The organism is Exiguobacterium sp. s75, from assembly GCF_018617145.1.
GTDB lineage: Bacteria > Bacillota > Bacilli > Exiguobacteriales > Exiguobacteriaceae > Exiguobacterium > Exiguobacterium profundum.
Genome location: NZ_JACSJQ010000001.1, coordinates 651,363 through 673,702, shown reverse-complemented (window position 1 = coordinate 673,702; position 22,340 = coordinate 651,363). Strand labels below are relative to the sequence as shown.

Genomic DNA, 22,340 nt, shown 5'->3' with positions numbered 1-22,340 from the left:
CTCTTATGTTTCGATTATGCGACTTCTCAGGATAAAATACAACTATTTCCTTATTTATTTTCTGTTGTTTTACATATAACTAGGACCTACGCCCTAAAAAAGACATACTAAAAGCGGTCTTGCGACCGCTTTGTGTTATTTTTTCACTTTTAAGTTTGGTGACGTCATTTCCTCCGGACGAATCCATTGATCAAATTGCTCTTCCGTTAATAAACCAGTTTCTAAGGCTGCTTCTTTCAAAGAAGTACCGTTTTTATGTGCCAATTTCGCAATTTTTGCCGCATTTTCGTAGCCAATATGCGGGTTAAGTGCTGTAACGAGCATGAGTGACTGTTCCACATTACGTGAGATCACTTCATGATTTGGTTCGATTCCGACAGCGCAATGATCATTGAACGAATGTAAGCTGTCCGTCAATAGACGACAAGTCTGTAGGAAATTATACATGATGACTGGTTTGAAGACGTTCAATTCAAAGTTCCCTTGACTCGCCCCGAAACCGATTGTCGCATCATTTCCGAGTACTTGTGCGGCAACCATTGTGAGCGCCTCACTTTGAGTCGGGTTAACTTTCGCCGGCATGATTGAACTTCCTGGTTCGTTCTCCGGAATGGTGATTTCTCCGATTCCTGCACGTGGTCCAGAAGCCAACCATCGCACATCGTTCGCAATCTTCATCGCGTCCATCGCTAAGGCTTTTAATGCACCATGCGTGAAGACGAGTTGATCGTGACTTGTAAGGGCGTGGAACTTGTTGACGGCTGTTACAAACGGTTTGCCCGTCTCATCTGAGATTTTTTTCGCTACAACTTCACCGAACTCAGGGTGTGCGTTGATCCCTGTTCCGACAGCCGTTCCTCCAAGTGCAAGCTCCGTAAGTGGTTCAATCGTGCGCTCGATCATCTGTTTTGACAATTCAAGCATCCGGACCCACCCACTAATTTCTTGACCGAGTGTGACCGGCGTCGCGTCTTGAAGGTGCGTCCGACCAATTTTGACGATATCCTTAAACGCCTCCGCTTTTTGTGAAAGGGTTTGATAAAGCGAGTCGATTGCTGGAAGGACATCATCTTGTACGGAAAGGATGGCGGCGATGTGCATCGCGGTCGGATACGTATCATTCGAGCTTTGCGATTTGTTGACATCATCATTCGGATGAATCGTGATAGATGCTCCACGAGCCTGTAACTTTTCGTTCGCAAGATACGCAATGACCTCGTTGACGTTCATGTTTGACTGCGTGCCCGATCCTGTCTGCCAGACGACAAGCGGGAATTCCGCGTCATGCTGCCCTGCTAAAATCTCATCTGCCACCTCTGCGATGATCGCTGCTTTCTCTTCCTCGAGTACACCGAGTTCAGCGTTTGCTAAAGCTGCACCTTTTTTCAAAATGGCAAATGCGTATACGATTTCAAGCGGCATCTTCTCCGCACCAATTTTAAAGTTTTCAAGACTACGTTGCGTTTGTGCTCCCCATTTCGCCGTAGCTGGAACTTTAATTTCCCCCATTGTGTCCCGTTCGATCCGATAATCCATGTATAATTCCCCCTCTATAGTTGACTACGCTTTCATTTTAGCGAAAAACCATCTAAAAAGAAATGACTCCGTCAAAAAAGGACTCCGTCAAAAAAGCGACCAGAAATGATCTCGGTCGCTTAATTCATTCCATTCAATGCGTCGCGTGCAATCACGTCCGCTCGATTATCCGCTCGTGGGACCCATTTTAAGAACACGGTCGGCAATTCATCGTAGGCAATCAGTGCTTTCAGAAACAGAGGCTTCGCCGAAGCATCTTTCATGAAACGTTGCTCTAGTGCGCGAACAATCACTTCGGCGTCGGAATACAGCATGAATGAGGTTTCACCTTTTAATGCATGCGCTTGTTCCAGTGCATAAGCACATGCAGCCAATTCCGCATGAACGCTTGTCAATCCTTGCATGCGACGTTTAAACGTCGATACGGTACCGTCGGAAGACTTGATCCACACACCGATTCCATTATCTCCAGTCGTCTGATTGGTGGCCGCGTCAAAATAGATGTGAACCAAACCGGTACGCCTCCCAATCTGTATTGACAGGAGCATGGATATCAATCTGTGACAGTCGTTTCGACAAGAGCGCGATTTCTTCATGACCGTCTAGTTTTTTTGCATATTTTTGATGGGGCGCTTCGAGTGTTTCATTTTGAACATGCATATAAAGCGTCTCAATCGTATCGTAATGCTGAATTAAAATCGTCGCCGTCTTCGGACCGATGCCACGTACACCTGGGATGTTATCCGAAGAGTCTCCCTGCAATGCCTTCACGTCGACAAACTGATATGGTTTCACGCCATACATCAATTCAAAAGAAGCTTCATTGACGAGCTGCTCCTCACCTTTTTTCGGCATGATTTGAAACACGTTCGGAGACAACAACTGAAGTAAATCGCGGTCCGAGGAATAGAGATATGATTCACCCGGGAACGCTGTCGCGACGGCGCCCATCAAATCATCCGCTTCATATCCAGTCAACTCGGATTGTAAGATGCCTCGTTCATCCAAAGCGGCTCTCAATTTCAAATAGTCTTCGAAAAGTGGTTCCGGGAGTCCATTACGCGTTGCTTTATATTCAGGATACATCGCATAGCGGTGGGTAGACTCTCGTGTCCCGTCCCAAAAGAAAGCGATATGGGAAAAGTCTGTCGTCCAGGAATCCACCTTTCGAAGTAATCCTTTCACAGTCACTTCCGGATCTTGTGCTCGTCTTCGCTCCGTCGCAAAATAATAACGGGACAACAAATTAAAGCCGTCAACTAGAATAAGCTTCATCTTGCTCCACCTCACATGCTTTTAATCCCCGTGCTAGTGCATCTTGGTCTAGTTCCTTCCCAATCCAAACAAATACGGAACGGTCCCCTTCATGCATCTCATTTGCAAATGTCGCGCCCATCAACTGATTCGTCGCTTGAATGACAAACTTGCACTCCTCATCCTGTAAGCGGACAATCGCCTTCATCCGATACATCGCATCTTCGTAGTGCATCAAGACTTCACGAACGTAACGGGTCACGCGCTCCCGAGACAACGGACGCTCGGCACTCAACGTGATCGCACGAAGGGAGGAGACCGATTCACTCGTCTCTGTCAGTTGACTCAACTTCTGTTCATCGACACGTGACAGTTGGAACGTATTCTCAAGTAATTCGTAATCGCCTTCTGTTTGAATCGTCTCTACAATCCTAACCGTCGGATTGAGTTGTTCGATTCGGCGGCGTGCTTGATCGAGTTCATCCGACGACACTAAATCGGTTTTATTTAACAAAATGAGATCGGCATAAGCGATTTGATGAATCCCTTCTTTGAACAGTTCACGGTCCATTTGACTGGCATCCACAACCGTCAAGATGGCGTTCATTTTAAAGTGTTGACGTAAGTACTCGTCATAATAAATCGTCTGAATGATTGGTGCGGGGTCGGCGACACCGGTCGTCTCGATGATGACTCGGTTGAATGTTTCTTGCTTTGCCGCGAGTTGATAGAACGTCTTACTCAAATCATTTTGGATGGAACAGCAAATACATCCGTTTGAGAGTTCGATTTGCTCTTGGTCCATCTTGACGATCAATTGTTCATCGATATTTATCGCGCCGAGCTCGTTGACGATCAGACAAATCTTTTCATCCGTCGCCGCGAGTAAGCGGTTCATATACGTTGTCTTGCCTGCTCCTAAAAACCCGGTCACTAATTGTACGGGAATCATGATACCACCCTTTTCTTACAAATCTTCGTGCGCGCGAGCCCATTTCTCATAACGCGCATCCAATAAATCAATCAAGTGAAGCATCCAAGCCTCCGTCGTCATCGGGAGGACACTCGATCCCCACTCACGTTTCCCATGATGTGATAAAATCATGTGCCAGATTCGATGGTGGACATCCAATGGCAGTCGCGTCGACGTCTGGCGTAACGTTTCTTCAAACAATAGCCCACCGTATGGCATATGCCCGATTAGTGTGCCCATCGGGTTGATGGAGATGCCGGTCGTTTCACTTGTGCCCTCAACAGAAGATAACTTCTCAAAACGATTCGGACTAGATAACAGATGACTGTATTCATATATTTTTCCGATGTCGTGGAAGAGGATTCCAAGTGCGAGTTCATCCCAATTCAACGGTTCTTTCCGCTCGGCCATCGCTTCACAGGCGGCATACAGCGATTCAAACGTTCCTTTATATGCCTGTTCGATTTTAACACCGTTCATCGTATTCCAAAGGTCGACTTTGTGCAACTGCTCCGCTTCTTTGATAACACGAAACACCATCGCCAAATAGTCATCTTGCTCTTGAATCCGATAGCCGAGACGAAGCATACACACGGTATGCTTCAATAGACCTCCCGCATAGTTATGATGGTGGTAGAGTGCCGCTGGCGATAGTACGAAATCATCCCAAACGAAATCAAGGAGGCCGCAGGCGATCTGTTGATAGGTCGGTGACAACGTATCAATCAAACTGAACAATTCATCCGCAAACTGCTCCATCGTCTCATCCCCTGGCAAGCCTGGTAATAACGAGATTGCCTCATCTTTTGAGATAGGATGGACGCGGTCAATCGTAATCGATTTGGCGCCATCCGGTTTTGGATAGACATCGATTTTCCCGGACAATTCGATGACACCCGATTCATAGATTGGAAGTAGTTCACTCTCATTTCCACGTAGCCAATGTTTGGCACGCATCATCCCGTTCGCCGTCGTGATACTTAGTTGAAGCCATTTCGCACCATTCTTTCCTTCTCTAACCTCGACTGTACTGACGAGCGCTTTTGTTTGGACAGGGGTCCCATCGGCTAACTGGTCTAAACGGTCCTTTGATTTTTCTATTTGCGGTATTTGAAATCGATCACGGTTCATTGATGAACCGATGACTGGATCAATTTGTTGATAATAGTTCATAATCATTCCCTCCTCGCATCTTCTGACATTGTATCGTGTTTCCGCTCATTAGGCGAACATACTTTCTAGTAGGGTCTCGATTTTGCCATCATTATATTGAAAGCGCTTACGATTATTGATACGATAAAAGTAGTTCGATAAAGGGGGAAACGAGAATGATTTCATTAATCGATACGTATGAGCGTTTCATCGCCTCGGGGGAAGCGACACGTTATGCACAAGAACAACAATCCATTGAACATATTCTACAAGCGTCAACTTGTCCGGTGGGCATGCAGGACTTAGAACAGTCACTCACGCATCTGTCCGGTAATCCTTATGCTAAAGATGCATCACTCGACAAAATTGTCGAACATGAGATGAAAGGGGCCATGGCGGCGCTTGAGCTTTCTGGTTACCCACTTCAGACACCGCTAGCGAAAGCAGTCATCTTGTCTGCGTTCGCTCGAACGAACCGACTCAATATTGATAAGCTAAAAGAACTGAGCCACGCCGATCTTCTCGTCCGAATTCAATCGGCAGAGCGCGCTTGGAAGCGGACATACACATTGTTACACCGTTCGACGCCGACTCAGATTTGTGGTCAAATGGATTCACTCCTCGGTGGATGCGCCATCCAACGCGTTCTTGAGGCAATTAAACAACCGGGAACGACAAAAACAGCATAAGAAAAGGAGCGGTCCCCGGGCCGCTCCTTTTCTTATGCTCATCCTTCTGTTACTTCAACTGCATCCGGCTCATATAACGTCACGTTACGTGCCGGAGAGAATGTCGAAATCGCATGTTTATAGATCAATTGTTGACGACCTTCTGACTCGACGATGACGGTAAAGTTATCAAATGACTTGATGACACCTCGAATTTGAAACCCGCTCACTAAAAATACGGTCGTTGGTACCATTTCTTTTCGAAGTTGATTCAAAAAATGGTCTTGGATGTTGTAGCTCGCTTTCATGCTGGATTCCCCCTAGTCTTTATCTCTTTAAAATAATCGGAATTTTCGAAAAAACCCCTCTACATCATCATAAATATTTTTATATGATAGTTCAAATGATTTTCGACCCATATCCACCCAAATTCCATCAAATTGATGACGGAACCAAGTTAATTGCCGTTTTGCGAACTGTCTTGTGTGCTGCTTAAGCAAATCTGTCGCTTTCTCTTTCGAGATGTTTCCATCGATGAATGGAATCACTTCTTTATACCCGATGGCTCGCATCGCCTGCGTCTCACGATATCCTTGTGCCAAAAGTCGTTCGACTTCCTCGACCAGTCCTGCTTCCATCATCGCATCGACGCGTTGATTGATTCGGTCGTATAATATCTCACGATCTGCGTGGAGGACGAACAATCGATAATCATAATGTTCGGATGGCGCACTGTCCGTCGTCTGTGTATCCCCTTGCATCGCTACCTCGAGCGCCCGCACGACGCGACGGACATTATTCGGGTGAATCGTAGCCGCACGCTCTGGGTCAAGTTGAACTAATCTTTGATGTAACGCCTCACGTCCTTCGACTTCTGCCAACCGTTCGAGATCAGCCCGCAACGCCTCATCCACAGGTCGCTCCACGAATTCATAGTCATATAAAATCGAGCGAATGTATAATCCTGTTCCTCCGACAATAATCGGTAATTTGCCACGGGCATAAATATCATCGATGGCGGCACGAGCCAACTGTTGAAAAGCTGCGACACTCATGGCATCATCCGGGTCACAAATATCGATCAAATGATGCGGGATCCCTTCGGCCTCTTCTTTCGTCACTTTTGCTGAACCGATGTCCATGCCCCGGTATACTTGAACCGAGTCACCCGAGACGATCTCGCCGTCGAACGCTTTTGCGAGTTCGATGCCCGTCTTCGTTTTGCCAACAGCGGTCGGACCGACGATGACGACGACAGGTGTTTTTTTCATACTTCTCACTCCTCAATTAAAAACCCGTCTCCTCGCGAGACGGGCCATCAAATTCTTCTTTTTATTCTATCATCAAATACGACGGCAAACAGCATCCAACCACATAAAAGTAATCCGAGTAATAACACGAGACCATCACTCATCTGCTTTCGCCTCCTTTAGCTTCCTCATTCCCACTTTTCACATTTTAGACACAAAAGCAACTGTAAAAAAGCACACTCAACAAAAAGTGCGCATTCCATCATCATCATCATTCAAAACAAATATTCAATCGTCATCTATTAACCTCTGAACCAATCCCAAAAATGAGCGCCTTGGGCGACAATCAAATAGTCGAACCAGCGTGTATAATCCATCGGAAGTTTTTCGGTGTCATCTGTGTAAGTCAAAAATTCTCCAACCCAAATGTAGTTTTCATGTTCATTGACGACCTCGCAAACAATCCATTCCCCATCTCTCCCGGCTCCGACGGGAATGAATTGTTCAGGACACTCCCATATTTCCCGATACTCGATCATTTCATCTACACTAAAAGTCGGATTCCTCCACCGTATGTCGGGTGAACAAACAGGTCAGCGCCGTTATGGGTCTTCAAGAAGTGAATAATGTCGATTGGGATTATTTGCTTCAATCGCTTAATTTCAACTTCCATCGCAGGCTCACTGAATAGAAAGTGTAACGTGTCTACATATCCCTCTTCATTTTGTATTTCAATCTGATTATTGACGAGTCTACTTTTAAACGTTTCAAGTGCAATCATCAACTCAACCCCACTTTTTGAAATTAACGACATTCGTACCGTATCTTTCATTTTCATTTTTCTAAGTATAGTATATATCGATCTTTCATCGTTCAATAAAAAAAGGTCGTCAGGCACGACTTGATCGCGCTCGATGACCTCGAATCATTTTCAATTCATCATGAAGCAATTTCAATCGTCTGTTTCGTACGTTTGACAGAAACGATGAAGTACAGGATTGCCGTACCGCTCGCCGCCCACCAAACCATGTCATACCATCCGTTCATCAGTCCAGCCATCCCAACCATCGCCGGGACAATCAGCGTCAACCATGATAATACGAGGGCGACACGTGCTGTGATGGTCTCGTTCGGTTTCCCGAGTCCCATTCCAAAGAAGAACAACGCCCAAAGGAATGACCAGAAGAACCACGTCAATGCCCCCATCGGATCACTTTCTGCAATCGCCATTGCGCCATAAAAAGCAGCTGCAATCGAAACGAATAATGAGAACCAGCCAACGCCACGTCCGTCTAAATTCAAAATAAACGTCACCCCTACATATAAATAAGTGAACGCAAATAGATAGATACTCGCAAGACCGAATTGCTCTTCTGGACTCGCCCCAATCAATAACCATGTGGCGATAAACGTTTGTAAGAGTCCCGTAAACAAACTAAAAAATCCTGCGCTCTTGCTATCCACTTTCCCGAGAAGAACGAGACTATTTAAAAACAGTGCGACGCCACCGAATAGTAAACTTACATTACCCACACTCATTACCCCTTTGTACAGATGTCTGACCTTTAATCTACTGTATCACTTTAGCTTGAATTCGCTTTCAGTGCAAGGGGATTTTTAAGTGTTCACGAGAACGCCACGCCTTACTCGTTCTCAAGGGTTTGGATGGCCTCGTCAATTCGCTCTTGTTCCTCATCCGTGAAAGTCGGATACTGTGGATCAATCCGTTCAAGAACTTCAATCATGACTGACGAAATAATAAAACGACTATACCACTCATCATCTGCCGGCAACACATACCAGGGTGAGACTTCCGTTGATGTGTGCGACAACATCTCGGCAAAGATTCCTTGATATTCTTCCCAATGCTGCCGCTCTTCGATGTCACTGAAGGAGAATTCCCAATTCTTTTTCGGATCCTTTAATCGTTCAAGCAAACGGTCTCGTTGTTTATCTTTAGATACATTGAAAAAGAACTTGATGACTTCGAATCCGTTTTCCTGTAAATAGCGTTCATAATCGTTGATTTGACGATATCGCATCTGCCAGACCTCTTCCTGGTCCATTTCCTCCGGAAGTACTTCGTCCCCCAACAAATCATGGACACGAGGCGCAATGACCTCTTCGTAATGGGATCGGTTTAAAATTCCGACCTGTCCTCTTTCTGGTAACAAATCATGCATTCGCCACAGATAGTCGTGCTTTTTCTCCGTATCGGAAGGTTTTTGAAACGCATTCGTCTTCAGTCCTTGGGCGTTCAAATTTGAAAAGATATAGCTGATCGCCTCATCTTTTCCACCCGCATCAAGCGCCTGCAAGACGACGATAATCCCTTTCTTACTCTCGGCATATAATCGCCAATGTAGTTCTTTCAATCGCTCGACACTGTTCGGAATGAGTTCAGTCGTCAAGGTGTCATCCTCCGGTTTGTCTGAAACAGTCGTTGGAATATCATCTAATTGAATCTTGCTGTTCGGTGACACAATAAATTCCTTCGTGTTCATACTCGTTCTCCTTTTCGCTCGACGTTCAACCTTGATTTACCCAAAAACTGCATAAGAAAATCCCTTCCGAAAATTTCGGAAGAGATGTTGAGAACTTAGTAGATTCCGACAGCGTCAAATGATTTCGCAGCTGATACCGCTTGCGGACTTGTCGCACCGTAAAGGTCTTTCGCAGATTGTACGACCGCTTGACGAAGGCTTGAGAAGTTAGACGTTGGTGTCAAGTAAACATTGAGGGCACGGTAGTAGATATCCCCCATCGCCATGACTCCCACACCTTGTACCGATACGCCGTAGTGCGATCCACCGTTACCTAAGAGGTATGCCGCTTTGTTGACGATACCTGAGTTGATGTGAACCCCACCATTATCTTGTGTGCCTGTGTAACGTTTTGAGTAGTGATCTGGGTCACCGTATGCAGCCGGGTTCGCCATCGAACGAAGTCCGTCGCCTGCTACACCTGGTGTGTAGATGTCTTCTCCTACCAACCAGTCGAAGTTAGTGCCGACGCTATATTCCGCCACTGTACCTAGGATATCCGATACTGCTTCATTGATCGCCCCAGACTCGTTTTGATAGATCAGTCCTGCCGTGTATTCCGTGACCGCGTGAGTCAATTCGTGAGCGACTACGTCAAGTGCACCTGAAAGATACGTGAACGTTTGACCGTCTCCGTCTCCGTATACCATCTTACTTCCGTCCCAGAACGCATTGTTGTAGCTACGGCTGTAGTGAACCGTTGAGTTCAATGCAGCTCCGGCGTTGTCATAGCTGTTCCGTCCGTAAGTGTTTTTGTAGAAATCATATGTCTTTGTCGCGTTGACGTGTGCAGAGACAGCGGCACGGTCATAAGTCGTGTTCAAGACGTTATCCACGTCAGCCCATAGCGAACCTGGGAGTGTCGTACGGTTTTTCGCATCGTACGTATAGATTCCCTTTCCACGCGTTGAATCTTGGAGATAATAGTAAGATCCGCTCTTCGTTGTCTTGAACGTTTGGCTGTAGCCGAGAACATCGATTCCCGTTCCCGTATATGTCGTACCTGTCACACCTTTCGTCGGTCTTGCATGAGCTAACTGGTCAAATTTATTAAGTACCTCACCCGTTCCAGCATCGATGAAGTATGTCCAACGTGACGGCTCTTCCGCTTCAAGGATTGTTCCGGTCACTTGATATGCATAAACCGACTTCTCACCTTTTGGATAAACAATCAATTCCGCTTCCGGTTCGAGCTCGTAGGCCCCTTTATGTCCGACAAGCTTTTTGTAACTCGCGATGGCTTTCTTTTCAGTTAACTTGATCGACTTATGTAGGTTCTTGACCGATTTCGCATCATCCACGACTGTCTTCAATTGACCCGCTTCATCTACGACACCGACTACCACACCACCGAATACTGGCACGCCATCAACTGTCTGTTGGAGCTTAACCACTTTCCCGACTTTGTCTGATTTCGACTCGATCGTCTTGAACTCACCTTTTGATTTGACGTACTCTTTTACAATCGTTGTCGGTGCACTTTCTGATGGTTTCGTCAGAGTGCCTGACTTCAATTCTGCCGCACCGACCAATTGCGGTACGAGCAATACGCCTGCGATTAATGATGTAGAAACAACTTTTTTCATGTGTTTACCTCCTTTGTGATGATTCTTACTTTACACACTTTCCCACAAAGGCTGTATCCATCTTTTTAATTATTTTGATAATTCATAATATTGAGTATTTAGAACCATTCATTCTATTTACGACCTAATTTTATCCAAAAAAAATTCGTGCTCCTTAGGAAAGGAGCACGAATCATTAATACACATCTTTTTGGGTAAAGTGGTAAAACGCATACGCCAAGGCGGCCATCGACCAAATGAGAATGACGAGGAGCGAAAACGGTAACGTCATCCCATCGATTGGGGGAGCCTGTCCTTCCAAATAGGTATGAAGACCGAAGTTGACGTTCACCAGGTATTTCGAGCTATCCCAGTTTGAGCCAAGCGATGTCAAGAGTGGCCCTGAGATGAGGACAGCCATCATGATTCCGATTCCAGTCGCCGTATTTTTCACCAAAACAGAAATCATGAGAGAGATTGTCCCGACCGCAGCCACCACGAGCCATGAAAGCCCCATCGACATAAGCAAGTACTCCCACATCGGCAACGTATGCACAAAGTCGGTCGAGAAGGTTCCGGTCGGCGAAGCTTGGAAACCGGTCAAAATCGGAGCATTCCATCCGTCCCAGCCGAGAACGATGCCGGATATGGCGTAACTGACGACGGCGGTCACAAATATTAAGATCGATGTATAAAGGAGCGTCGTCAGCCATTTGGCGAGTAAGATCTTATATCGCCGGACCGGTCGCGATAACAACGTCTTAATCGTTCCATCGTTATGTTCTCCGCTCACGATATCTGCCATCAATACAATAATGAACAGCGGTAGGACAAGCGTAGTCCCTTGGGAGAAGAAGACACGCATAAACGTCGGAGCTCCCGGATAATTCGGATTGATATCATTATCAAGATAATACTGATTCTGTTGGACTTGGAACTCAAGAATCTGCCGAAACTCGTCTTGGACGTTCGCGGAGGCGAGTCGGTTTTGTGTATCGATGATCTCTTGCTGGAGATCGACACGCCAATCAGTCGTTCCTTGTTCTTCGCGTTGTTTCTCGATTTGACGATAGTTCGCATACGTGAACATCGAAACAAGCACGATCAGGATGATGGAGACGACCATCAATCTGCGTTTCCGATGAATCTTGAGCACTTCATTACGAATGAGACCGAGCATCGATGGATTAGGCAATGTGATCACCGCCTGTCAACGTGATAAAGAGGTCCTCTAACGTTTGGACTCGGCGCTCGAGTCCGAACACCTCGACATCTCTTTCCATCAAATATCGATTCAACTTCGCCGTCTCTTCCACGTTCATGGAAATACGAATCGTTCGCTCGTCCACCACGTCCGCTTGGTCGATTCCTTCGTACCCTTGAACGATCGGTAATACTTCGAAGCTATTCGTTACATGTAAGTCGACCGTTGACGCGAGTTCTTCAATCAAAGCATGGACCGTCCCCACCTTGACAATCTTTCCTCGCGACATGATGGCGACTCGGTCCGCTAGTAGTTCAATCTCGGCCAGGATATGACTCGATACGAGAACACTCAGTCCCGTTTCTTCAACGAGTCGACGAATGAAAAGTCGTAAATCTCGAATCCCCATCGGATCGAGCCCGTTCGTCGGCTCATCCAAGATGAGCACCCGTGGATTGTTTAATAGCGCCTGGGCAATCCCGAGTCGCTGTCGCATCCCGAGAGAGTACGTCTTCACTTTATCATCGATTCGAGCGGTCAAATCGACGAGGTCAATGACTTCTTGGATTCGCTTATCATCGACTCCAGGTAACATGCGTGCGAACGCTTCTAAGTTCTCACGTCCGGATAAAAACTTATACAGCTCTGGATTCTCGACGATTGCGCCGATTTGACTCATCGCTTGGACAAATTGTTTGTCGACACGATACCCACAAATCGATACATTTCCTTTCGTCGGTTTGATCAAGCCAACAATCATTCGAATCGTCGTCGTCTTCCCGGCGCCGTTCGGTCCTAAAAATCCGAAGACCTCACCCGGGTAGACGTCTAACGAAATGTTATCGATAATCGTCTTTTTTCCAATCACTTTTGTAAGTTGATGTAGCTTTAACGTCGGTTCCATTGTCTCACCTCTTTCCTTATTCTATCGGACAAAAGTGAATCTGTCCTATTCGAACATTCACATAGGGCACATCCACACATTTTTGATATGATGTTCATATAGAAAGCGAGGTCAGCCCATGAAACAGTCGAAATGGTATGCATTTTTAAGTGGCGCCGTTCTTTTAACGGGAATCGCCTTATATGGTCTATGGATCGGCTATCAGGATATTGTCAATCCGCCGGAGCGAACACTTTCCGTCTCCGAAGACGAACGCCCTGAACCACAAGGAGACGTCTACGTCGCATTAGGCGATTCGTTGACACGCGGTGTCGGGTCAACATCAGGCGCAGGATATGTACAGCCTGTCAGCACTGCTCTTGAAGAAGAAGGCGTACGTACGCAAAACCTTGCCGTGTCTGGGGCACGAACAGAAGATTTACTCACACAACTCGAGCAACCTGAAGTGCGTCGAACGATTGAGAACGCACGATATATCACGTTGACCATCGGTGGAAACGATTTGTTCAACCGTGGGGAAAACGTCGATAACTTCGAATCCGTCGATATTCAACAAGTGGTCACGGATGCGAAGACGAATTTAGAAACGATTTTCACTGAAATTCGTTCACTCAACGATTCGGCAACCATCGTGTATATCGGTCTATACAATCCGTTTCAAAATGATGAGAATGGACAAGCATTCAATCAGCTCATCCTCGATTGGAACGCATCAGCGAAACAATTGGCGAATGCGCAGAATATCGATGTGATCGACCCGTTCGCCTACATCTCTGACTTATCAAGAGATTTAGCGACCGATCAGTTCCACCCGAGTGACCGTACGTATGAGAAATTCGCGAATGATGTACTCTTCGTTCTCGAATAAACAAAATCCTCGTCAGCTTGACGAGGATTTTTTACTTCTCATATCGAACAATCCACTGTTCCCCTTGTTTCATCATGCCCGTCCCGACCCAACCGGCTTGAAGCAACTCAACTTGTCGCCCACGATTTTCCATCGGTACATCTTGCGCAACTGATGTGGGATGCCACGAACGATGCATCTCTTTGTAAAAGATATAGCGGAGTTTCCCGCCATACTTTTCTTTCAACGCCCCGATTCGGAGTCCAAGCGTGAACTTGTCTTTCATGCTTGGAATATTGAACGGTGCGACAGTCGCACAGACGACATCGAAACGGTTATCCGATTCAACTTGTTTCATTAGTAGTTTGCCCAAATGTGTCTGTAGTCCATATCCACGGAAGTCTGGATGGACGTTCGTCACTTCCTGATACAGGACACGTTCAAGCGAATCCTCCGGCCATCCGATATCTCGCCCTAGATGCTCCGCATCAATCGGTGGGATGAGCATCGCTCGGAACGCGATAATCCGACCATCTGATTTTGCCCCAATCAACGTCTGATCCGTCAACAGTTTCGTGAACTCTTCAACCGATAACGATTGATAGTGCTCCGGTTCAGCCAACGCCTGAATGACCGTATCTTGAACGGTTAACAGTTCCGGTAAATCGGACAAGCCTAGGACGCATACATGAAGTGAAAGGTCTTTGATCTCACCTTGCCACATGCGACTCATCTCCAACCACGTAAGATTCCGTCGTCAATTCACGTAACACGTCCTCATCGACGTCAATACCGAGTCCCGGACGATCGTTCAGCGAGATGATTGGTAAATCATATGATAAGTTTCCAACATCTTTCCCGAACCGGAGCGGACCCGTCAACTCGACCGTCTTCACGATTTTACTCGAGAAAGCGACATGGAATCCTGCACTCGATGCAATGGAGGATTCGACCATAGAACCAATCTGGCATTCGATTCCGGACATCTCCGCCATATGGACCAACTTCTTCGCTGGATAGATGCCACCGCACTTCATCAGCTTGATGTTCGCTTTATGGGCTGCCTGCATCATCGTCAAGCGTCTCATATCGTGAATATCTTTCAACCCTTCATCCATCATGAGCGGGACGGAGATTTTTTGTTTCACTTCGAGCATGCCTTCAAAATCATCCGCCTTGACCGGTTGTTCGACCCAATCGATGCCATACGGTTCGAGTAGACGCATGGCTTGAACCGTATTGGCCGCGTTGATCCATCCCTGGTTAACGTCGACTCGAATCGGCACGTCATTTCCTACCGCTTCCCGTACCACCTTGACACGCGCCACGTCCGTTTGCACATCGACTCCGACCTTCATCTTCACTGCCGTATAACCTCGTTTCATTTGTTCGAGTGCCTCTTGTGCCATATGGTTCGGCTCTCCGATACTCAAGACGTGCGTGACTGGGAATGACTCATGGTACCGACCGCCAATCCATTCGTAGATTGGTTGATTCAGCTTTTTCCCGATCACATCATGACACGCGATGTCAAGTGCTGCTTTGGCAGCCGGAACACCACGAATCGCACGGTCCATCTCGTCATGAATATGCTCTAGGTGCATCGGATTTTTTCCGATTAAGAGCGGAGCCAATAGATGACGGAGTACACTGACCGTGCTCTCAGCGGACTCACCCGTCACATGCTCATCCGCCACGGCTTCTCCATAACCGACAAGTCCACATGCGGTTGTCATTTTGACGATGACAGAAGGCATATCATCATAACGGTGATAACTGACGATGAATGGTACCTTTAATGGAAAGCGAACCGAGAAAATTTCTATTTTTTGAATATTCATGTTCATCACTCCTTTACTTCAACTGTCCTTTCCTCTATATTGTCGTTATATAGTCGCTAAATTGCAAGGGGGATTTTACATGTCCATCCATATCGCCGTTGTCGGCTCACCATCGTTTTTACAACAGGTACAGAACGGTTCTTCCTTACCCGATGTTCGAATCGAGGGATTTCCTTATGATGACCCGCGAGAAGCGAAAGACATCGCTACAAAACTCCTATTTTTTGACGGAGTGTTCTTCTCCGGTTCATTCCCTTATACGTATGCGATGGAGGAAGCGAACCTTCCATTTGCCCATCACGTCGTTCAAGATGATGTCGTGTTATTGACGTCACTTTTATACGTGACATTGACACAACAGCTCCGAATCGAAGAGCTCTCCATCGATCTCGTTGATGCGTCACGACTTGAATCAATTTTAGCATCGTTTCCAAGCCACATGTCGCCACCGCAAGTGAAAGAACTTAGTCCGTATATGAATTTCGAAGAGTTGATTTCGTTTCATGAGCAACTTCAACGAACTGGGACGACTCGATTCGCCTTGACAAGTGTCGAACGAGTCCATCGACACTTAGTGGAAAATGGTTTTGCTAGTCAGCTCATGATAGAGCCAGAAGAGAGAATTCTCCACCACTTCCATGATTTTATTCAACAGATTCGTTTGAACAAATTGGACCAGTCACAACTCGCTGTGCTCTTCTACTCGGATACAAGTGAAGATACGCTCAATTATACGACAAAACATCATTATTTCGGTGGTAAATTGATGGAGTCCACTCAAGACGGCATCATCCTATTATCGAGTAAAGGAAAGATTGAATCCGCCATATCAAACAGTTTAATCTTGCCAGAGGAAACTCCTGGTCATGTAGGTATCGGGTATGGGTCCGATTATCAACGTGCCATTGAGCATGCCGAACTTGCACTTCATACGACAAGTAATTCCACTATACGAATCGTCGACGATTCAAAACGAATGACGTTCACCGATCAACCGGCACCGATTCATTTCCGTGTCACACAAACGCGTGTCTATGACATGATGAAGCAGACGGGTATGAGTCCGATTAATATCGAAAAGCTCATTCACTTTTCAACGGACCATCTCGAGTTTACAGCGAAAGAGTTGACCGACCATTTAAACGTGACACGTCGTACGACAGAGCGACTCATCAAAAAATTGGTTGATGCAAAACTTGTTCATCGGATTGGCGAAGAGATGAGCTACAGCCAAGGTCGTCCGCGTACCGTCTATAAATTTCAATTCCCGGTCGATTGACGACCGGGAATCGTTTTATTGAGCCGCTTGTTCCGCGACAGGTTCTTCCTGTTGGATGACTGCCATGCGCTCAATCGTATATCCCGTAAAGGCATAAACAATCGAGATGACTGGTACGATGAAGTTCAAGACGGCGTACGGTGCATATTCGAAAGCTCCGACCCCGAGTGTGCCGAGGATGAATACCCCACACGTGTTCCACGGTATAAAAACGGATGTCAACGTCCCTCCATCCTCGAGGGCACGAGATAAGTTTTTCGACTGTAGTCCCATTTTTTCGTATGCTCCAGCAAACATGCGTGACGGGACGACGATTGAGATGTACTGCTCCGAACACGTCGCATTCGTTGCAATCCCAGCTAAAATCGTTGAAGCAATCAACGAACCTGCCGTTTTCGCCAATTTCAAAATTTGGTTCATAATAGATTGTAGCATTCCCGAATATTCTAAAATCCCCCCGAACGTCATCGCGACGATGGTCATCGAGACCGTGTACATCATCGCATCAAGACCACCTCTACTGAAGAGGTTATCGACCAGTTCATTTCCCGTCTCGATGACATAACCACTCTGAAGAGCGCCTACGCTGTCAGCGAGCGTTCCACCTTGAATAAACACTTGAGCCAAGAAGCCCAGTGCAATCCCGACGACGAGCGCCGGAATCGCCGGCACCTTCTTTGCAACGAGCAAAATGACGGCGAGTGGAACGAGGAGTAACCATGGTGAGATGACAAAACTGTCCTCTAAAATCGTCAATGTCTGTGTGATTTCAGACGAGTCTGTCGAAGAATCTGCAAATCGTCTACCGAGCCATGCGTATACCCCGAGTGCAATGATGAGTCCTGGAATTGTCGTATAGAGCATGTGCCGAATATGTACGAATAAATTCGTATGAGTTAATCCTGCCGCCAAGTTTGTCGTGTCTGACAAAGGCGACATCTTATCCCCGAAGTAAGCTCCTGAGATGACAGCCCCCGCTACCATCGGCGCCGGTATCCCCATACTCAGCCCGATGCCCATCCCCGCTACTCCAATCGTCCCCATCGTCGACCATGAACTCCCGATTGAGAGCGCGACGACCGCACAGATGAGACAAATCGTTAACAAAAAGTATGCCGGTGAGATGATCTTCAGTCCGAAATAGATCATCGTGGCAACAATTCCTCCACCGATCCATGCCCCAATCGTCAACCCGACCAAAATGATGATGACGACTGCCGGTAGGGCGAGACGAATCCCTTTATACATCATCTCTTCAATCTCTTTCCACTTGAACCCGTGACGCCAGGCGACGAGCGAAGCGACCGCTGTCCCGACGATGAGCGGGATGTGTGGTCCTTGACCGAGCTTAACGATCGAGATGAGCATGACGACGATCATCACCCCAAGTGGCAAGAGTGCCCACCCTAATTTCATGTCTTGCTTGTTCCCCGTTGTTTCCATCTAACTTCCTCCCCCATAGCGAAAATTCAGAATTGTCGTTATATTGTCGCTAATAACGTTATGATAGCGCTTACAAGGAGTGGATGCAATAAAAAAATGAGTGGACAGACATCTGTCTATCCCACCCATCTTGATTTATGTTGCTGCAATCCGGAGCGCATCCGCGAGCAGGCGTGCCCCATCTTCTAACGCGTCACGGTCAAACGTCATATGCGGATGATGAAGACCTGGACCTAAATCAGCGCCGATGCCAATCATCGTTGCATCAAGTGACGGTTTCTCGACGGTATAAAAATGAAAATCATCGCTACCTGACGTGACGATCCGTTCAACGAGAGCCGACTCACCGAAGCGTTTCTCAATCGCTCGCTTGGCGATTTGGCTAGACTCTTCCCCAACGACGGCTCCCGGTGTAAAGTCTTGCCACTCCCATTCAAGTTTCACACGATGAAGCTGGCCGACCTGGAGTAACATGTCTTCGACACGATTGCGCAGTTCGAGCAATTCTTCATTTTGTTGGGCACGGACGTCAATCGAGAACGTCGCATTTCCTGGAATGATGTTCATGTTGTCACTCCCGGCGTGTACCTTCGTCAACTTGACAGAGTGCGGCTCAAACGGTGACAAGTAAATGCTTTTAAGCATGTGTTGAATCGTGAAGATGACATCGAGTGCGTTTTGTCCTTGATGTGGTCTCGCACCATGCGCATCATCCCCAATGACCTCTCCCTTTAAGAAGAAGGCAGCACCATGTTGAATCGCCGCCGCATATTGTCCCCTTTTCAACTCTTCTTGTGGACGTAAATGGATTCCGAATAGTTGCGTCACGTCCTCTAACGCCCCTCGTTCGATCATGGCGAGCGAACCATTCCCTTGCTCTTCGGCAGGTTGGAAGATGAAACGAATTCGCTTTTGTAACGTTTCGTCTTTCAACTGTTCGAGCGCACCGAGTACCATGCTGATGTTCGCGTCGTGCCCACATGAATGGTTCGCTCGAAACGTACCGTCCACTTGTTGCCATAACGCGTCGATATCGGCGCGGACCGCAATCACTTCTTCTCCCGATCCAATCTCCGCGATTACTCCGGTCACGTCCTCAAACGTTCGATGGGGAATCGACCAGTCTGATAAGATGGATGCGATTGTTCGAGTCGTCTCGACTTCTTTCCAACTGATTTCTGGATGAGCATGGAAATGCTCAAACCACTTGAGTACGCTTGTCATATGTATCTCCACACCTTTATATTTTTTTGACACCTTTGATCAAAACCCATTGAAGCGGGAGTCGTCCCCATGTAATCCATTTCGGAATGACCTTCCCACCGATTCTAGATGGCTTGACGGCCATGTTGATATTTGCCGGGAAGACGGCGATAAAGAATGCCGGTAGCGTCCGTTTCACGAACGATGTTCCCTTGTTGAGTAAGAGCATCGCCCCGAACACGACTTCAACGACTCCGCTTAGTTGCACCATCAGTCGGCGGAACGGCCAAGATTTCGGAATAATCGACATGAACGCCTTCTCTCTTACAAAATGTAAAATTCCTGCCCCGAATAGTAACACCCCATATAAATTTCGTACCATAACTCATCCTCCTTTTGTATAAGCATAGCAAAAAAGGCGGGCATATTGCCCACCTTTTACAATGCAGAACCGTTCGCATTTTGAATCTCGACTTGAACCGTCTCCGTTTTTCCGTCCCGGATATATTCGATGTCGACCGTTCCGTCCGTATCGCGAATCAATTCACTACGGAGGTCGATGAACGAGCTGACGTCTTTGTCATTGATTTTCACGATGACGTCACGTGCCTTAAGACCCGCTTTCGCAGCTGAACTATTTTGTTGCACTTCCACGATGATTGTTCCCGCCGTCACCGATTCAGGCAAGTTGATTTGTTCCGTCAAGTAACCTTGAGGGAACTCTGATACGTCACGAAGTGAGACGCCGAGTGACGGATGATTCACTTCTCCCGTCTGTTCGATTTGATTGATGAGCGGAAGGGCGATGTCGACTGGGATTGAGAATCCGACTCCCTCGACTTCTGCTGTCGCAATTTTCATCGAGTTGATTCCGACGAGTTGTCCTTCTTCGTTGATTAACGCACCACCTGAGTTACCTGGGTTGATGGCCGCATCCGTTTGAATGACCTCGGCATTGAAGTCGGCCTGTCCGTTCTCATCCGTATCGACGGGTACGAGGCGTGACGTCGATGAGACGACACCGCGTGTCACGGAGTTCTCGAATTGTCCAAGCGGATTCCCGATGGCGATGACCGTTTGACCCGGTTTCAACTCGCTCGATTTGCCGATTGAGATGACGGCCGGTACTTTGTCAGCGTCCACTTTCAAGACGGCCAAGTCATACGTCGCGTCACTTCCCATGAGTGTCGCTTCCGCAGTCGTTCCGTCATTAAAGGTGACCGTCAGCTTGTCCGCTCCGTTGACAACGTGATGGTTCGTCGCGATAAATGCCGAGTCACCTTCTTTTTTATAGATGACACCTGATCCGACTCCAGCCTCGACCGCCTCACTCGAGAATCCGCTTTGGGCGAAGTTGTTTACAGTCACGACGGCCGGTTGAGCGGTCGCGACGGCATTTGTGACCGAAGAATCGGATACGTTCGATGACGTTTGGACCGGAGTCCCTTGCGAGGTCACGTTTGTGTCACTCACACTCGTCGCGGGTTGGTCGATGAACGGATATGCGATTGCGCCCGTCAACAACGCTCCGATGACTCCACCGACAAGTCCCGGGAACATACTGCTGACGAATGACGGTTTTGATTGTGTTCGTACTTTTGTCTCTTTTCGGTTGGATGAACCGAGTTCTGTATCTAACCAATCTTTTTGTTGCTCTGATTCATGTAATTGATCGTGTTCATTTGATTGATCGTGACGATCCATAATGATTCATCTCCTCTGTGTTATCTTCTACCCTTACTATAACGAAGAGGAACACTCATTTATAAAATAATAAATGAATTACAAGATTCTTCACATTTTACGTCATTTCATTCAGACAATCACATTTCTTAATGTACCGAGACCTTCAATCGTCACTTCGACCGTGTCTCCCGTTTGTAGATACGTCGGTGGCGTCATCCCGTGCCCAACTCCGGCTGGTGTACCTGTCGCGATGATGTCACCCGCTTCGAGCGTCATGCCTTTCGACAGTGTACGAATGAGTTCATCAATCGGACGAATCATATCGGCTGTCGTCCCATCTTGACGCGTCTCCCCATTGACACTTGTTTTGATTTGGAGAGGGAACTGGAGCTCGTCCGCTGTGACGACGAACGGTCCCATCGGACAAAACGTATCGAACGACTTGCCACGGAAGAATTGGACATGTTCTTTTTGCACGTCTCGAGCCGTCACATCGTTTAGAATGGTGTAACCGAAAATGTGCTCCTCGACCGCTTCGATGTCTCGTCCAGACTTGCCGATGATGACGGCGAGCTCACCTTCATAGTCAAGTTTTTCCGTCAATTCAGGATGACGCTCAATGACCGCTTCCGGACCGACGACCGAGGTCGGTGCTTTCGTGAAGATGACGAGTTTCCCTGCTCCTGCTGTATCCATCTCTTTCACGTGTTCTTCGTAGTTTTTGCCGATACAAATCACGTTTTTCAATGGACGGTACGGGGCGAGTAGTTTCACATCCGTCATTCGGTATGAGGGCGCCACGTCCAAATCGATATCTGGTTCGAACTCACGCGCGATCACTTCTAATAAATTTGTCGTATGTACTTGATTGCTGACATCGTAGACGAAATCGCCTTTGACAATCCCCACTCGTTGCTCTTCCTGCATCTCAAAACTACACCATTTCATTAAAACTCCCCCTTTTTCATCATTATACAAAAAATCGAGACATC

24 protein-coding genes are annotated in these 22,340 nt (G+C 47.1%); 3 read left to right on the top strand and 21 right to left on the bottom strand.

The window, feature by feature from the left end:
- Positions 1 to 135 precede the first annotated feature (135 nt).
- From fumC to KNO68_RS03450, 5 genes are all read right to left on the bottom strand, one after another.
- Positions 136 to 1,536 carry a class II fumarate hydratase gene (gene fumC, locus KNO68_RS03470; RefSeq protein WP_215112041.1) on the bottom strand — a complete coding sequence of 467 codons (1,401 nt, stop codon included), beginning with the start codon at positions 1,534 to 1,536 and terminating at the stop codon, positions 136 to 138.
- 119 nt (positions 1,537 to 1,655) lie between these two features.
- On the bottom strand, positions 1,656 to 2,048 hold the full coding sequence (locus KNO68_RS03465; protein WP_078146821.1) for a reverse transcriptase-like protein: 393 nt from the start codon (positions 2,046 to 2,048) through the stop codon (positions 1,656 to 1,658).
- The gene (locus KNO68_RS03460) at positions 2,029 to 2,811 is read right to left on the bottom strand and encodes a 5'-3' exonuclease (protein ID WP_078146820.1); all 783 of its coding nucleotides are present in this window, start codon (positions 2,809 to 2,811) and stop codon (positions 2,029 to 2,031) included. The genes KNO68_RS03465 and KNO68_RS03460 overlap by 20 nt, the downstream gene beginning before the upstream one ends.
- Positions 2,792 to 3,742, bottom strand: a complete 951-nt coding sequence (locus KNO68_RS03455; protein ID WP_214684384.1) for a CobW family GTP-binding protein — start codon at positions 3,740 to 3,742, stop codon at positions 2,792 to 2,794. Before KNO68_RS03455 ends, KNO68_RS03460 begins: the two co-directional genes overlap by 20 nt.
- Before the next feature lie 15 nt (positions 3,743 to 3,757).
- On the bottom strand, positions 3,758 to 4,936 hold the full coding sequence (locus KNO68_RS03450; protein ID WP_215112040.1) for an HD domain-containing protein: 1,179 nt from the start codon (positions 4,934 to 4,936) through the stop codon (positions 3,758 to 3,760).
- A 155-nt stretch (positions 4,937 to 5,091) separates the two neighbouring features.
- Between KNO68_RS03450 and KNO68_RS03445 the strand changes: the two genes are divergently transcribed.
- Positions 5,092 to 5,604, top strand: a complete 513-nt coding sequence (locus KNO68_RS03445) for a hypothetical protein (protein WP_012726186.1) — start codon at positions 5,092 to 5,094, stop codon at positions 5,602 to 5,604.
- A 38-nt stretch (positions 5,605 to 5,642) separates the two neighbouring features.
- On the opposite strand, the gene hfq is transcribed toward KNO68_RS03445, so the two are convergent.
- The 9 genes from hfq to KNO68_RS03405 all read right to left on the bottom strand — a co-directional run bounded on the left by hfq (position 5,643) and on the right by KNO68_RS03405 (position 13,049).
- Positions 5,643 to 5,891 carry an RNA chaperone Hfq gene (hfq, locus tag KNO68_RS03440; protein ID WP_012726185.1) on the bottom strand — a complete coding sequence of 83 codons (249 nt, stop codon included), beginning with the start codon at positions 5,889 to 5,891 and terminating at the stop codon, positions 5,643 to 5,645.
- A 27-nt stretch (positions 5,892 to 5,918) separates the two neighbouring features.
- Positions 5,919 to 6,854: a tRNA (adenosine(37)-N6)-dimethylallyltransferase MiaA gene (miaA, locus tag KNO68_RS03435; protein WP_078146817.1), complete on the bottom strand. Its 936-nt coding sequence runs from the start codon at positions 6,852 to 6,854 to the stop codon at positions 5,919 to 5,921.
- A 281-nt stretch (positions 6,855 to 7,135) separates the two neighbouring features.
- On the bottom strand, positions 7,136 to 7,372 hold the full coding sequence (locus tag KNO68_RS14940; protein ID WP_251024834.1) for a hypothetical protein: 237 nt from the start codon (positions 7,370 to 7,372) through the stop codon (positions 7,136 to 7,138).
- A gap of 5 nt (positions 7,373 to 7,377) precedes the next feature.
- Complete coding sequence (locus KNO68_RS14935; protein ID WP_251029734.1) at positions 7,378 to 7,614, bottom strand: hypothetical protein; 237 nt, start codon at positions 7,612 to 7,614, stop codon at positions 7,378 to 7,380.
- A 158-nt stretch (positions 7,615 to 7,772) separates the two neighbouring features.
- Positions 7,773 to 8,372, bottom strand: a complete 600-nt coding sequence (locus KNO68_RS03425; protein ID WP_240499815.1) for an AmiS/UreI family transporter — start codon at positions 8,370 to 8,372, stop codon at positions 7,773 to 7,775.
- A gap of 104 nt (positions 8,373 to 8,476) precedes the next feature.
- Positions 8,477 to 9,337 carry a PPK2 family polyphosphate kinase gene (locus tag KNO68_RS03420; RefSeq protein ID WP_215112039.1) on the bottom strand — a complete coding sequence of 287 codons (861 nt, stop codon included), beginning with the start codon at positions 9,335 to 9,337 and terminating at the stop codon, positions 8,477 to 8,479.
- A 95-nt stretch (positions 9,338 to 9,432) separates the two neighbouring features.
- A complete protein-coding gene (locus KNO68_RS03415; RefSeq protein WP_214684387.1) occupies positions 9,433 to 10,962 on the bottom strand; it encodes a M4 family metallopeptidase in 1,530 nt (509 codons plus the stop codon).
- A gap of 175 nt (positions 10,963 to 11,137) precedes the next feature.
- Positions 11,138 to 12,136 carry an ABC transporter permease gene (locus KNO68_RS03410; protein WP_078146813.1) on the bottom strand — a complete coding sequence of 333 codons (999 nt, stop codon included), beginning with the start codon at positions 12,134 to 12,136 and terminating at the stop codon, positions 11,138 to 11,140.
- Positions 12,129 to 13,049 (bottom strand): ABC transporter ATP-binding protein, encoded by a 921-nt coding sequence (locus KNO68_RS03405; protein ID WP_078146812.1) that lies wholly within the window; start codon positions 13,047 to 13,049, stop codon positions 12,129 to 12,131. Before KNO68_RS03405 ends, KNO68_RS03410 begins: the two co-directional genes overlap by 8 nt.
- A 118-nt stretch (positions 13,050 to 13,167) precedes the next feature.
- On the opposite strand from KNO68_RS03405, the gene KNO68_RS03400 reads away from it, so the two are divergent.
- On the top strand, positions 13,168 to 13,917 hold the full coding sequence (locus tag KNO68_RS03400; protein ID WP_078146811.1) for a GDSL-type esterase/lipase family protein: 750 nt from the start codon (positions 13,168 to 13,170) through the stop codon (positions 13,915 to 13,917).
- Between the two features lie 31 nt (positions 13,918 to 13,948).
- On the opposite strand, the gene KNO68_RS03395 is transcribed toward KNO68_RS03400, so the two are convergent.
- Positions 13,949 to 14,620 (bottom strand): hypothetical protein, encoded by a 672-nt coding sequence (locus tag KNO68_RS03395; protein ID WP_078146810.1) that lies wholly within the window; start codon positions 14,618 to 14,620, stop codon positions 13,949 to 13,951.
- The gene (locus KNO68_RS03390; RefSeq protein WP_215112038.1) at positions 14,607 to 15,737 is read right to left on the bottom strand and encodes a mandelate racemase/muconate lactonizing enzyme family protein; all 1,131 of its coding nucleotides are present in this window, start codon (positions 15,735 to 15,737) and stop codon (positions 14,607 to 14,609) included. The genes KNO68_RS03395 and KNO68_RS03390 overlap by 14 nt, the downstream gene beginning before the upstream one ends.
- A gap of 79 nt (positions 15,738 to 15,816) precedes the next feature.
- On the opposite strand from KNO68_RS03390, the gene KNO68_RS03385 reads away from it, so the two are divergent.
- Entirely contained in the window at positions 15,817 to 17,016 is a 1,200-nt protein-coding gene (locus KNO68_RS03385) for a hypothetical protein (protein WP_215112037.1), read from the top strand.
- Positions 17,017 to 17,031: 15 nt separating this feature from the next.
- Here KNO68_RS03385 and nhaC read toward each other — a convergent pair whose 3' ends face one another.
- The 5 genes from nhaC to KNO68_RS03360 all read right to left on the bottom strand — a co-directional run bounded on the left by nhaC (position 17,032) and on the right by KNO68_RS03360 (position 22,296).
- Positions 17,032 to 18,432 (bottom strand): Na+/H+ antiporter NhaC, encoded by a 1,401-nt coding sequence (gene nhaC, locus KNO68_RS03380; RefSeq protein ID WP_462189999.1) that lies wholly within the window; start codon positions 18,430 to 18,432, stop codon positions 17,032 to 17,034.
- Positions 18,433 to 18,594: 162 nt separating this feature from the next.
- Entirely contained in the window at positions 18,595 to 19,683 is a 1,089-nt protein-coding gene (locus KNO68_RS03375) for an amidohydrolase (RefSeq protein WP_078146806.1), read from the bottom strand.
- Positions 19,684 to 19,699: 16 nt separating this feature from the next.
- Positions 19,700 to 20,044, bottom strand: a complete 345-nt coding sequence (locus KNO68_RS03370) for a DoxX family protein (protein ID WP_078146805.1) — start codon at positions 20,042 to 20,044, stop codon at positions 19,700 to 19,702.
- Between the two features lie 56 nt (positions 20,045 to 20,100).
- Positions 20,101 to 21,366 (bottom strand): S1C family serine protease, encoded by a 1,266-nt coding sequence (locus KNO68_RS03365; protein WP_214731370.1) that lies wholly within the window; start codon positions 21,364 to 21,366, stop codon positions 20,101 to 20,103.
- A gap of 111 nt (positions 21,367 to 21,477) precedes the next feature.
- Complete coding sequence (locus tag KNO68_RS03360; RefSeq protein WP_214731368.1) at positions 21,478 to 22,296, bottom strand: fumarylacetoacetate hydrolase family protein; 819 nt, start codon at positions 22,294 to 22,296, stop codon at positions 21,478 to 21,480.
- Positions 22,297 to 22,340: the final 44 nt, after the last annotated feature.